The organism is Enterobacter sp. JBIWA005 (assembly GCF_019968805.1).
GTDB lineage: Bacteria > Pseudomonadota > Gammaproteobacteria > Enterobacterales > Enterobacteriaceae > Enterobacter > Enterobacter vonholyi.
The window spans coordinates 726650-740270 of sequence record NZ_CP074159.1 but is presented as its reverse complement, the minus strand read 5'-3'; the positions used below and the strand labels follow the sequence as shown (position 1 = coordinate 740270).

The window sequence follows — 13621 nt, the reverse complement described above, 5'->3', positions numbered from 1 at the left end:
CCTTATTTTTGTACTACGATATTTTCCTGCGAAGGATCAACATGCTGCAATTGCAGCTTTTCCGTTGCGATCCGTTCAACCCGGCTGTGATCGCCGAGCGCGTTTTCTTCAAGGATCAGATTTCGCCATTCAATATCCAGCGCATCGCGTTCCAGTACCATCTGCTCGCGTTGCGCAGTCAATAAACGTGTATGGTGGGCGGTGGTCACCACCGTAACTGCCGTGACAATGATGCAAATGAACAGACAGAGTGGCAGTTTCCCAAACCGCAAAAGATCGTCGCCGATCACGCCAGGCAAGGCATGGCGCTCGTTGCTTCCTAACGAATCCTTAACTTTGCTTAGGGTCTCTGTCACTCTGCCGATCATGCGTTCGTCCTCTCTGCAACACGCAGCACTGAACTACGGGCGCGTGGATTCTCTGCCACTTCTTCTTCGCCCGGCATCAACTTGCCTAATGCTCGCAACTGACGGCCACCCAGCTTCCTGAGTTGTTCTTCCGTCATCGGCAGCCCCGCTGGCACCTGTGGACCGCGGCTTTGTTCACGCATAAAGCGTTTCACAATACGGTCTTCCAGCGAATGGAAGCTGATGATGGATAACCGCCCCCCCGGGGCCAGCACGTCGAGCGAGCTTTTTAGCGCCAGCTCTATTTCCTCCAGTTCACTGTTTACCCAGATGCGAACCGCCTGGAAGGTACGGGTCGCGGGATGTTTGTGCTTATCCTTCACCGGTGTCGCCGCCGCGATCACTTCGGCCAACTCTTTGGTGCGGGTCATTGGCTCAATGCGATTACGCTCAACGATGGCGCGCGCGATTCGTTTGCCAAAGCGCTCTTCGCCAAACGTTTTGATGACCCATGCAATATCGGCTTCGTCAGCGGTCTGTAACCACTCAGCGGCAGACTGACCGCGCGTTGGATCCATCCGCATATCCAGCGGACCATCACGCATAAAGGAGAAACCACGTTCGGCATCATCAAGTTGGGGTGAAGAGACGCCAAGATCGAGAAGAATCCCGTCGATCTTACCCGTCAGGCCGCGCTCAGCAACATAATCTGCAAGCGCAGAAAAAGGTCCATGCACGATGGAAAAGCGTGGGTCATTGATGGTCTGAGCAACCGCAATTGCCTGCGGATCGCGATCGATTGCCAGCAGGCGGCCTTCCTCTCCGAGCTGGGAGAGAATCAAACGCGAGTGACCACCGCGACCAAACGTGCCATCAATGTAGATGCCATCCGGACGAATATTCAGACCGTTTACGGCCTCGTCCAGTAACACCGTTTTGTGTTTATAATTTTCCATCATATTTATAGAGACAAGTCCTGCAGCCGTTCCGATAATGTCGCGGAATCAGACTGCTCAGCGTCGATATCTTCCTTGACCTGTTGATACCAGGTCGTTTCATCCCACAGTTCAAATTTGTTGAACTGCCCGACCAGCATCACTTCTTTGGTCAGACCGGCATGTTGCCGTAACACAGGGGCAATCAGTAACCGCCCTGCGTTATCCATCTGACATTCACTGGCATGTCCCAATAACAGCCGCTGCACGCGGCGTTCCTGCGGGTTCATGCTCGACAGTCGCGACAGCTTTTGCTCAATAATTTCCCATTCAGGCAAGGGGTAAAGCAGCAGGCAGGGGGAGTTAATGTCAATGGTGCAAACCATTTGACCCGCAGCGTTCTCGATCAGCTGGTCGCGATATCGGGTTGGTACCGATAAACGCCCTTTGCTGTCGAGATTGACTAACGTTGCTCCACGGAACATGCCAGTCTCACCCCTCCTCACCACTTTAACCCACAAATTCCCACCTAAAGGAGTTTACGGAGCGAGGGAAAAGCTTGTCAAGCCAGGACTCTCCCTGTAAGGACTCGAACGCCCTCTATTTACAGAGATAAACAGTCCTGGTTAATAACTGCACAACTGGCGAGGCAAAATTAACGTTATGAATATTTGTAAGAAAAAAACCGAATATGCACACTAGCGTTAAAGCTCACTCAATATCATCGCAGATAAATATAAAGTGTCAGTTTGCGACGCGGGCAGCATTTTATGACAGATTCTCAGGGGATAACAGCGCCAGATTCACTCTGGCACCGGGTAAGCGCGGCAGTTGCCACGTAAGCAGCTACAGGAGGAGGAAAAACGTCTGAATATTCATCGGCCGAATAGGGTTTGTAACAAAATAATACAAAGATAGCTGTTTAAAATCGCTGAGATGTTCTTTAAAGGACAATTTAAAAGCCAAAATGAATTAAGAAAAATTGGCGATTATCATCTCACAAGAATTATCCTAATTTCTCTCCGGGAATTATCCGGACGATTTATCGCAGCAAAATGGGGCAGACTTTCCCGCCCCGGTCATTTCATTTTTGGCGGCTTAAAATTCCGCGATGATAGAGATTACGTTTGATACGCGTCAGGCCCGGCTTCGGTTTGCGCGGCTCATCCAGGCTTGCCAGCACAATCTCCAGCACGCGTTCAGCCACATCACGGTGACGCTGTGCTACCGCCAGCACCGGACACTGAAGGAAGTCGAGCAGCTCGTTATCCCCAAAAGTGGCAATCGCCAGGTCAGAGGGAAGTTTACCTTCACGGCGTAAGGTTACATCCATGACACCCTGCAACAGCGCAAACGACGTGGTGAATAGCGCCTGCGGCATCGGGTGTGTCTCTAGCCATTTTTCGAACAGCTGCGCTGCGGCTTCACGTTCGTAACTGTTGGCATAGAGATAGTTAACCTCGCGCTGATCGTCTTTCCACGCGGTTCTGAACCCCTGCTCACGCAGGAAGCTAACGGAAAGCTCGGGCAGCGCGCCAAGATACAGCACAGTTTCTGCGGGGAAAGTTCGCAGCTCTGCGGCCAGCATTTCTGCATCATCCTGATCCGCACCCACGACGCTGGTGAAATGCTCGCGATCGAGCGCGCGATCCAGCGCAACGATTGGGAACGGGTCGTTCGCCCAGCGCTGGTAGAACGGATGTTCTGGCGGTAGGGAGGTCGAAACAATAATGGCATCCACCTGGCGCTGGAGAAGATGTTCAATGCAGCGCATCTCGTTGTCGGGCTGATCTTCAGAGCAGGCAATCAGCAGTTGATAGCCGCGCTGGCGCGCCTGACGTTCGAGATAGTTGGCGATACGGGTATAGCTGGTATTTTCCAGGTCAGGGATCACCAGACCAATAGAGCGGGTACGCCCGGCACGCAGACCGGCTGCGACAGCATTCGGATGGTAGTTATGCTCACGAACCACCGCCATAACTTTTTCAACGGTCTTGTCGCTGACACGGTACTGCTTTGCTTTACCGTTAATCACATAGCTGGCCGTTGTTCGTGACACGCCGGCTAGCCGGGCGATTTCATCCAGTTTCACAATTGCCCCTTAAAAAAAGAAAAGAATCCATGGCCCTGTCAAGGTTATGGTTAAATCTTTTAACATCTAAACGCAGAAAAGCCTTCGCGGCAACCGCTTTTATCTGCGTTGTCGGCTGATTACGCAAAAAAAAGCCCGGCTTTGGTGACCGGGCAGAAAGAGGCGAACCTTTTTGATAACTAACGCATGATTTTCTCGCCGCGTGACAGACCCACTACACCCGATCTCGCGACCTCGACAATTTTTGCAACATCCCGCACGGACGCGAGAAAAGCATCCAGCTTGTCGCTTGTCCCGACCAGCTGAACCGTATAAAGAGAAGGCGTGACGTCGATAATTTGTCCGCGGAAAATATCCGCATTGCGTTTAACTTCTTCACGCCCGTAGCCGCTGGCCTGGATTTTCACCAGCATGACCTCACGTTCAACGTAGGCCCCCTGCCCCAGCTCGCTCACGCGCAGCACATCAACCAGCTTATGCAGCTGTTTTTCAATTTGCTCAAGCACTTTCTCATCGCCAACGGTTTGAATCGTCATGCGCGACAGCGTTGGGTCTTCCGTCGGGGCAACGGTCAGGCTTTCAATGTTATAGCCGCGCTGGGCAAAAAGGCCAATGACGCGCGACAGTGCGCCAGACTCATTTTCCAGTAAAACCGATAATATCCGGCGCATATCAGGTTCTCTCCGTTTTGCTTAACCACATTTCATCCATACCACCTCCACGAATATGCATCGGATAAACGTGCTCGGTCCCATCAACAATCACATCCATAAAGACGAGGCGGTTGTTTTTAACGTGCTCAAGCGCTTGCGCGAGCTTTGTTTCCAGCTCTGCCGGATCGGTCACCCGCATGCCAACATGGCCGTAAGCTTCAGCAAGGCGAACAAAATCCGGCAGCGATTTCATGTAGGATTGAGAGTGACGGCCAGAGTAGATCATATCCTGCCACTGCTTCACCATACCGAGATAACCGTTATTCAGGTTCAGCACCAGTACCGGCAATTCATATTGCAGCGCAGTAGACAGCTCCTGAATGTTCATCTGAATACTGCCGTCCCCCGTTACGCAGACGACGGTTTCATTCGGCAACGCCAGCTTCACGCCCAACGCGGCAGGCAGACCAAAGCCCATTGTTCCTAAACCACCGGAGTTGATCCAGTGTCGCGGCTTATCAAACGGGTAATACAGGGCGGCAAACATCTGATGCTGCCCCACATCTGAGGTTACGTACGCCTCACCTTTCGTCAGTCGCCACACCGCTTCAATGACCGCCTGCGGCTTAATATTTTCACTTTGTGTGTCATATTTCAGGCACTGACGCGCGCGCCACTGTTCAATCTGCTGCCACCAGTCGCGGATCTCATCCAGCGGCTGGGTTGCACTCTCATGGGCCAGCAGATCCAGCATTTGCTCCAGAACCTGCCGGGCATCACCGACGATAGGAACATCAGCCGATACCGTTTTTGAAATTGACGTTGGATCGATATCAATATGCAGTACGGTGGCGTTAGGGCAGTACTTCGCCAGGTTATTGGTGGTGCGATCGTCAAACCGCACGCCGACGGCAAAAATCACATCGGAATGGTGCATCGTCATGTTGGCTTCATAGGTACCGTGCATGCCCAGCATACCCAGCGCCTGACGATGGGTTGCGGGGAACGCCCCCAGCCCCATCAGCGACGATGCAACGGGAAGGTTGAGTTTTTCAATCAGTTCACGAAGCTGGACTTCACAGGCAGCGTTGATCGCCCCGCCACCGACATAGACCACCGGTTTTTTGGCTGCCAGAAGCGTTTGCAACGCTCGCTTGATCTGACCTTTGTGCCCCTGCGTTGTGGGGTTATAAGAGCGCATGCTGACAGCTTCCGGCCAGACATAAGGCAGCTTGTTTGCCGGGTTGAGGATATCTTTAGGCAGATCGACCACCACTGGTCCCGGGCGTCCGCTCGCCGCCAGCCAGAAAGCTTTCTTCAGTACGCCAGGAATGTCTTCCGTTTGCTTGACCAGGAAGCTGTGCTTCACAACGGGACGCGAAATCCCGACCATGTCGCACTCCTGAAACGCATCGTAACCGATCAGTGAGGTTGCTACCTGCCCGGAGAGGATCACCAGCGGGATAGAGTCCATATACGCTGTCGCAATGCCGGTAATGGCGTTTGTCGCGCCGGGGCCGGAAGTGACTAACACCACGCCCACTTCACCCGTCGCCCGCGCCAGACCGTCAGCCATGTGTACCGCCGCCTGCTCGTGACGTACCAGAACATGGTCAATGCCCCCTACCGTGTGCAGCGCATCATAAATATCGAGAACTGCACCACCAGGGTAGCCGAACACTTGCTTTACGCCCTGATCGATCAGTGACCGAACGACCATTTCCGCGCCAGACAACATCTCCATGGTTTGCCTCCAGGCATATTGTTATAGACGGAATGCCGAATTCATTTCCGCACCGTCTTACGATTGGGAGAAACCAATCTTATATTTTGCAGAGTGTTCTTTACCTTAACCGCTCGTTATGAGGCAGGCAATTAGCAAACCCGGAGAGATAAACGGTGCGTAAAGCAGAAAAAGCAGCTGTTAGCAGAGGATATGGTTAAATACTCTGGGAATAGAGGATGGGGTGATAAATCATCACTGAAAAGCGCGGCAATGCAGGAAATCATCTATTTTTGCGAGCCGGAGAGCAGCTCCAAAAAAAGAACAACAGAACAAAATATCAATTATCTAAAAAAAACCAGGATAAATCACACAATCCGATGCGATTTATCCTGATGCGTTTTACCGGCGGCAGATGCCCACCAGCAACTCTTCCATCCACTGATGTCCTTTATCTCGCCCCGCCGCTTCATGCCAGGAAAGATAACAGGTACGGCTATTTAGCTTGAGTGGCAGAGGCAAAATTTGCAGATTTAAAGGGTCAGAAAACTCTTCTGCCAGCCAGCGCGGCGCAATCGCCACCAGCTGGGTCTGGGACACCACGTTTAATACGCTGACCATAGCCATGCCCTGATAAGCCACGCTCGCCTGTTTATCCGCAGTGTCATACCACGGCAGGCTAAAAGAAGCATATCTGTCGAGTGCAACAACGGCATGCTGCTCGTTATAAACATCGTTTTCTCGCATCGGAGAATTCAGACGTGGGTGTTTTTTGCTGGCGACCAGAACCATTTCATCTTTAAACAGCGGCACACAGGAAAATTCCGGGCGACGGAACTCTTCATACCCCAGAACAAATTCGATCTCCTGATAGCGTAACTGATGTTCCGTGTTTTGATTCAAGGATGATTTAAAAACAAGATTGATATTTGGTGCGATTTCTTCAACTTTATTATAAATAATTGACGTTAAATAATTATCTAATGGGCTACAGACACAAAGATGGAATACGCGCTCGCTGCTTAAGGGTTCAAACCCCGATCCCGGCAGCTCATTTTGGACCAGTTGCAACGCCTGACGAATGGAGCCGAATAGCTGGAATGCGCGCGCCGTAGGCTGGATCCCCCTCCCGTAGCGGACAAATAATTCGTCGTTAAACATGAGCTTAAGCCTGGCAACGGCATTACTCACAGCAGGTTGTGACATCCCCAACGATTGGGCTGCACGGGTGATATTCTGTTCCTGCATGACCGCATCAAAAACCGTCAGAAGATTAAGATCCACCGTGCGTAACTGCGGTTTAATCCCATCAGCAACTTGAGGTTTTTTAATATTATTTTCTGCCACTTCTGACTCCACTGTCACGCTACACTCCTTTGCCAACGCACGATAATAACCTTAAAGGTGCATTATCATGCAAATACGATCAGCGAAAGAGAATTATTTAAAATTCAGAATATATAAAGACTTTATATTAACAAACATTAATCAGCGAAAATGATATGTTTGACTTCAGGAACTGAATGAAACCATAAACCAAACAAATATACAATTGCCGACAGGTTAATGATGACTTAAGTATGATTAAACTATTATTGCTATCACCCTACAGTTAGTTAACAATCTGTTATCTCAGCTCGTTTTTCAGTGTTCTGGAATAGATCCACTTCATTTATAACTTTATGATATTAAAAATCTTTAAGCTCTAAGCATCCTCTTCAACACATTTCACTCATTTTTAAAAAAATTAATTTATTTGTTTCTGCAACTCTTTTCTTAAGTCCAAAATTAGACAATTAGTCGGTTCGAAAAAGCTAAAACCAGCACAATTAGCTAAAGTGAATAGCCTATTGATTCAGTCTGTCGGGCCCGTTTTCATCATCAGGGGTTGACATGAACAGCCGTATCCAGTACCACTAAAAGTATATTGAATTTAACGGAGCACGATTCATGACACGCACCATTCGTTTCACCGGTCTACTACTACTAAACGCATCCACTGTGCGCGGTAGACTGGCGGGCGAAATTCAGCGTTGAATCGTCACCAGTAAGACTAAAAACCCGCGCCACTGCGCGGGTTTTTTTATGCTCGTAGCAAGGCGCCCTAAGACTGACAAGGACCTAACCCATGAGCCAGCAAGTCATTATTTTCGATACTACTTTACGTGACGGTGAACAGGCATTACAGGCAAGCCTGAGTGTTAAAGAGAAACTGCAGATCGCGCTGGCTCTCGAACGTATGGGTGTCGACGTGATGGAGGTCGGTTTCCCTGTCTCGTCTCCCGGTGATTTCGAATCCGTCCAGACTATCGCCCGCACCATTAAAAACAGCCGCGTGTGTGCCCTGGCGCGCTGCGTAGAGAAAGATATCGACGTTGCCGCTGAGTCATTGAAGGTGGCTGAAGCGTTCCGTATTCACACCTTCATTGCGACCTCTCCTATGCACATCGCAACCAAGCTGCGCAGCACGCTGGATGAGGTGATTGAGCGTGCGGTCTATATGGTTAAGCGCGCACGCAACTATACCGATGACGTTGAATTCTCCTGTGAAGATGCGGGTCGTACGCCAATCGAAGACCTGGCGCGCGTCGTCGAAGCCGCGATCAACGCGGGCGCGAAAACCATCAACATTCCGGACACCGTCGGCTACACCATGCCGTTTGAGTTCTCCAACATCATCACCGGCCTGTATGACCGCGTACCAAATATTGATAAGGCAATTATCTCCGTCCACACCCACGATGATTTGGGTCTGGCCGTGGGCAATGCCATCGCCGCCGTCCACGCCGGGGCACGTCAGGTTGAAGGCGCGATGAACGGCATCGGCGAACGTGCGGGCAACTGTTCTCTGGAAGAAGTGATCATGGCGATCAAAGTGCGCAAAGACATCATGGACGTGCACACCCGCATCAATCACAACGAAATCTGGCGCACCAGCCAGACCGTCAGCCAGATTTGCAACATGCCCATTCCGGCTAACAAAGCGATTGTCGGCACTGGCGCCTTCGCACACTCTTCCGGTATTCACCAGGATGGCGTGCTGAAGAACCGTGAAAACTACGAAATCATGACCCCGGAATCCATCGGTCTGAACCAGGTCCAGTTGAACCTGACCTCCCGTTCCGGCCGTGCGGCGGTTAAGCACCGTATGGAAGAGATGGGTTATAAGGACAGCGATTACAACATGGATCAGCTGTATGACGCGTTCCTGAAGCTGGCCGACAAAAAAGGCCAGGTCTTCGACTACGACCTGGAAGCACTGGCCTTTATCAACAAACAGCAGGAAGAGCCGGAGCACTTCCGTCTGGATTACTTTAACGTGCAGTCCGGCTCCAGCGACATCGCTACCGCCTCGGTCAAGCTGGCCTGCGGAGATGAAATTAAAGCAGAGGCAGCTAACGGTAACGGCCCTGTCGATGCGATTTACCAGGCGATTAATCGCGTCACCGAGTACGACGTTGAGCTGGTCAAATATGACCTGACGGCCAAGGGCCACGGCAAAGATGCGCTGGGTCAGGTAGATATCGTGGTTAATTACAACGGCCGCCGCTTCCATGGCGTGGGCCTGGCGACAGATATCGTTGAATCCTCCGCGAAGGCGATGGTGCATGTTCTGAACAACATCTGGCGCGCCGCCGAAGTCGAAAAAGAGTTGCAACGCAAAGCTCAGAATAAAGAGAACAACAAGGAAACCGTGTAATGTCGAAGAATTACCATATTGCTGTGTTGCCGGGTGACGGTATTGGCCCGGAAGTGATGGCACAGGCGCTGAAAGTACTGGAAGCCGTTCGCGCGCGTTTTGCGATGAAAATCACCACCAGCCACTACGATGTGGGCGGTATTGCGATTGATAACCACGGTACGCCACTGCCAAAAGCGACCGTGGAAGGCTGTGAAAATGCCGATGCCGTGCTGTTTGGTTCCGTCGGTGGTCCAAAATGGGAACACCTGCCGCCAGCAGAGCAGCCAGAGCGCGGCGCGCTGCTGCCGCTGCGTAAACACTTCAAGCTGTTCAGCAACCTGCGTCCGGCGAAGCTGTATCAGGGTCTGGAAGAGTTCTGCCCGCTGCGCGCGGATATCGCCGCCAACGGATTCGACATTCTGTGCGTGCGTGAACTGACCGGCGGAATCTATTTCGGTCAGCCAAAAGGACGCGAAGGCAGCGGACAACACGAAAAAGCGTTCGACACCGAGGTGTATCACCGTTTCGAAATTGAACGTATCGCCCATATCGCCTTTGAGTCTGCGCGTAAACGTCGCCATAAAGTGACCTCCATTGACAAAGCGAACGTGCTGCAATCTTCCATTCTGTGGCGCGAGATCGTCAGTGAAGTCGCTAAGCAGTACCCGGACGTCACGCTGTCGCACATGTACATCGATAACGCGACCATGCAGCTGATTAAGGATCCGTCCCAGTTTGACGTGCTGCTGTGCTCCAACCTGTTCGGCGATATTCTCTCTGACGAGTGCGCAATGATCACCGGCTCCATGGGGATGCTGCCATCCGCAAGCCTGAATGAAGAAGGCTTTGGTCTGTATGAACCGGCAGGCGGTTCTGCACCGGATATCGCGGGTAAAAACATCGCTAACCCGATTGCGCAGATCCTCTCCCTGGCCCTGCTGCTGCGCTACAGCCTGGATGCAGACGATGCAGCAACCGCAATTGAACACGCCATTAACCGGGCGTTAGAAGAAGGCGTCCGTACCGGCGATTTAGCACGCGGCACGGCGGCAGTCAGTACCGATGAAATGGGCGACATCATTGCCCGCTATGTCGCTGAAGGGGTGTAATCATGGCTAAAACGTTATATGAAAAGTTGTTTGATGCGCACGTTGTTTACGAGGCACCAAACGAAACCCCGCTGCTGTACATTGACCGTCATCTGGTACACGAAGTGACCTCTCCTCAGGCATTTGACGGCCTGCGCGCGCACAAGCGTCCGGTACGTCAGCCGGGTAAAACCTTCGCGACGATGGATCACAACGTTTCCACCCAGACCAAAGACATTAATGCCTCGGGTGAGATGGCGCGTATCCAGATGCAGGAGCTGATTAAGAACTGTAAAGAATTTGGCGTTGAGCTGTACGACCTGAACCATCCTTATCAGGGCATCGTCCACGTGATGGGGCCTGAGCAAGGGATCACCCTGCCGGGCATGACCATCGTCTGCGGTGACTCCCATACCGCGACACACGGCGCGTTTGGCGCTCTGGCGTTCGGGATTGGCACTTCTGAGGTTGAACACGTTCTGGCGACGCAGACCCTGAAGCAGGGCCGCGCCAAAACGATGAAGATTGAAGTGAAGGGCAAAGCGGCTCCTGGCATTACCGCGAAAGATATCGTGCTGGCGATTATCGGTAAAACCGGCAGCGCAGGCGGTACAGGCCACGTCGTTGAGTTCTGCGGAGACGCTATCCAGGCGCTGAGCATGGAGGGCCGCATGACCCTGTGCAACATGGCCATTGAGATGGGCGCCAAAGCCGGTCTGGTCGCGCCAGATGAAACGACCTTCAACTATGTGAAGGGCCGTCTGCACGCGCCGAAAGGTCAGGATTTTGACGACGCGGTAGCATACTGGAAAACCCTGAAAACCGACGATGGGGCGACGTTTGATACCGTTGTCACGCTGCAGGCAGAAGAGATTGCGCCGCAGGTGACCTGGGGGACCAACCCGGGTCAGGTGATTTCCGTCAACGACTCCATTCCAGATCCTGCTTCCTTTGCCGATCCGGTCGAGCGCGCCAGTGCGGAAAAAGCGCTGGCCTATATGGGGCTGAAGCCCGGCGTGCCGTTGACCGACGTGACCATTGATAAAGTCTTTATCGGTTCTTGCACTAACTCCCGTATCGAAGATTTGCGCGCGGCGGCAGAGATTGCCAAAGGCCGTAAAGTCGCGCCGGGCGTGCAGGCGCTGGTGGTTCCAGGCTCTGGTCCGGTGAAAGCCCAGGCGGAAGCCGAAGGTCTGGATAAGATCTTTATCGAAGCGGGCTTCGAGTGGCGCCTGCCTGGCTGCTCCATGTGTCTGGCCATGAATAACGATCGTCTGAACCCGGGTGAGCGCTGCGCCTCCACCAGCAACCGTAACTTTGAAGGCCGTCAGGGCCGCGGTGGGCGTACCCATCTGGTCAGCCCGGCAATGGCCGCCGCTGCGGCAGTCACCGGCCATTTCGCCGATATTCGCAGCCTGAAATAAGGAGACAATCATGGCAGAGAAATTTACCCAACATACGGGCCGGGTTGTCCCGCTGGACGCCGCTAACGTCGATACTGACGCTATTATTCCCAAACAGTTTCTGCAGAAGGTGACGCGTACCGGCTTTGGCGCGCACCTGTTCAACGACTGGCGTTTCCTGGACGACAAAGGCGAAGTGCCTAATCCGGAATTCGTTCTGAACTTCCCGGAGTACAAAGGCGCATCCATTTTACTGGCCCGAGAAAACTTTGGCTGCGGCTCATCCCGCGAACACGCTCCGTGGGCGCTCACCGATTACGGCTTCAAAGTGGTCATCGCCCCAAGCTTCGCGGATATTTTTTACGGTAACAGCTTCAACAACCAGCTGCTGCCGGTGACGTTGAGTGATGAACAGGTCGATGAGTTGTTCGCGCTGGTTAAGGCGAATCCGGGTATTTCGTTTGAAGTGGATCTGGAAGCGGAAGTGGTGAAAGCCGGGGATAAAACCTACAGCTTCAGCATTGATGCGTTCCGCCGTCACTGCATGCTGAACGGTCTGGACAGCATAGGTTTAACTCTCCAGCACGAAGCGGCGATTGCCACTTACGAAAACAAACAACCTGCATTTATGAAGTAATCCTCCGGCCTGCAGTGCACTCTGCAGGCCGAGTTTTATCCCAATACCCGCCCTCCTTGTGTAAATATTCCCAAACCCAGCCAATAATGACGTTATATTTAACGTCAATTTAATGTTCCCTGCGCAGAATAATCGCTCAATCAGTTGGTAGCGGAAATTATCATGAAAAAGAAAAATGGCAATGAGTCTCATATCCGTTCTCGGGAAATACACAAATGCACATTAGTAAGCGTGATAATAAATATTTTACTCACCTGCTTTCAGATAGTTGCAGGAATATTCTCCGGTTCACAGGGATTAATTGCTGATGGGATTCATTCTCTTTCCGATTTATCTTCTGACTTTGTCGTTCTGATTGCGAATAAAAAGAGTCAGAAAGCCTCTGATATCGATCATCATTACGGTCATCTGCGTTTCGAAAACGGTGCAAAGCTTATTATTGGCGCTATTCTGCTGCTCGTGGGGGTCGGGATGCTCTGGTCCGCTGGCAATAAACTGCTTAATCCCGAGACGCATCAGATAGTAAAAGGGGCCGCTTTGTGGGTGGCGATACTGGCGCTGGTGGTGAAGGAGAGTCTGTTCAGATACATGTTTGCCACGGGAAAACGTATTCAGTCCTCGCTGCTGATAGCCAATGCCTGGCATGCCCGTTCTGACGCAGCGTCGTCAGTGGTTGTCGCCATCGGTATTGCCGGGAATTTAGTGGGTTTTCACGCAATGGACCTGATTGCGGCCCTGATTGTCGGAGTGTTCATCGTCCATATGGGTTACAAATTCTCTGCCGATGCCCTGCACGACCTGATGGACCGTTCGCTTGAACCCGGGCTGGAGCACGATATCAAAACGTGTCTTCTCTCAACCGAAGGCGTCACCGGACTCCATGATTTAAAAACCCGCAAGATGGGCGATTTAGCCCTTGTCGATGTCCATCTGGAAGTGAACGGCAAATTAAGCGTAAAAGAAGGGCATCAGATTGCCGTCAATGCCAGAAACAACGTGATGCAAAAATTCAATGTGCTGAACGTGATGACGCATATTGATCCTGCCCACTAATCGGAACG

At 52.0% G+C, this 13621-nt stretch carries 12 protein-coding genes; 5 read left to right on the top strand and 7 right to left on the bottom strand.

The annotated features are described in order from the left end of the window. Positions 1-2: 2 nt before the first annotated feature. From ftsL to leuO, 7 genes are all read right to left on the bottom strand, one after another. Positions 3-368, bottom strand: coding sequence for a cell division protein FtsL (ftsL, locus tag KGP22_RS03490; protein WP_008501989.1), 366 nt, complete (start codon positions 366-368; stop codon positions 3-5). Then, a complete protein-coding gene (gene rsmH / locus KGP22_RS03485) occupies positions 365-1306 on the bottom strand; it encodes a 16S rRNA (cytosine(1402)-N(4))-methyltransferase RsmH (protein WP_021240527.1) in 942 nt (313 codons plus the stop codon). The genes ftsL and rsmH overlap by 4 nt, the downstream gene beginning before the upstream one ends. Before the next feature lie 2 nt (positions 1307-1308). Then, positions 1309-1767, bottom strand: a complete 459-nt coding sequence (gene mraZ / locus KGP22_RS03480) for a division/cell wall cluster transcriptional repressor MraZ (protein WP_021240528.1) — start codon at positions 1765-1767, stop codon at positions 1309-1311. Between the two features lie 599 nt (positions 1768-2366). Continuing rightward, entirely contained in the window at positions 2367-3374 is a 1008-nt protein-coding gene (cra, locus tag KGP22_RS03475) for a catabolite repressor/activator (RefSeq protein ID WP_223581233.1), read from the bottom strand. A 179-nt stretch (positions 3375-3553) separates the two neighbouring features. Continuing rightward, positions 3554-4045 carry an acetolactate synthase small subunit gene (ilvN, locus tag KGP22_RS03470; protein ID WP_223581231.1) on the bottom strand — a complete coding sequence of 164 codons (492 nt, stop codon included), beginning with the start codon at positions 4043-4045 and terminating at the stop codon, positions 3554-3556. A gap of 1 nt (position 4046) precedes the next feature. Further along, entirely contained in the window at positions 4047-5771 is a 1725-nt protein-coding gene (gene ilvI, locus KGP22_RS03465; RefSeq protein ID WP_223581226.1) for an acetolactate synthase 3 large subunit, read from the bottom strand. 381 nt (positions 5772-6152) lie between these two features. Beyond that, the gene (leuO, locus tag KGP22_RS03460) at positions 6153-7097 is read right to left on the bottom strand and encodes a transcriptional regulator LeuO (protein ID WP_223582376.1); all 945 of its coding nucleotides are present in this window, start codon (positions 7095-7097) and stop codon (positions 6153-6155) included. 781 nt (positions 7098-7878) lie between these two features. Here leuO and leuA point away from each other — a divergent pair. The 5 genes from leuA (at position 7879) to KGP22_RS03430 (ending at position 13613) form a co-directional block, all read left to right on the top strand. Beyond that, positions 7879-9450, top strand: a complete 1572-nt coding sequence (gene leuA, locus KGP22_RS03450; protein WP_023334495.1) for a 2-isopropylmalate synthase — start codon at positions 7879-7881, stop codon at positions 9448-9450. Continuing rightward, the gene (gene leuB / locus KGP22_RS03445) at positions 9450-10541 is read left to right on the top strand and encodes a 3-isopropylmalate dehydrogenase (RefSeq protein WP_115876446.1); all 1092 of its coding nucleotides are present in this window, start codon (positions 9450-9452) and stop codon (positions 10539-10541) included. The genes leuA and leuB overlap by 1 nt, the downstream gene beginning before the upstream one ends. A 2-nt stretch (positions 10542-10543) precedes the next feature. Then, positions 10544-11944 (top strand): 3-isopropylmalate dehydratase large subunit, encoded by a 1401-nt coding sequence (leuC, locus tag KGP22_RS03440; RefSeq protein WP_111964048.1) that lies wholly within the window; start codon positions 10544-10546, stop codon positions 11942-11944. 10 nt (positions 11945-11954) lie between these two features. After that, complete coding sequence (gene leuD / locus KGP22_RS03435) at positions 11955-12560, top strand: 3-isopropylmalate dehydratase small subunit (protein ID WP_029741219.1); 606 nt, start codon at positions 11955-11957, stop codon at positions 12558-12560. A gap of 162 nt (positions 12561-12722) precedes the next feature. Further along, the gene (locus KGP22_RS03430; protein WP_223581225.1) at positions 12723-13613 is read left to right on the top strand and encodes a cation diffusion facilitator family transporter; all 891 of its coding nucleotides are present in this window, start codon (positions 12723-12725) and stop codon (positions 13611-13613) included. The last annotated feature ends 8 nt before the right edge of the window (positions 13614-13621 follow it).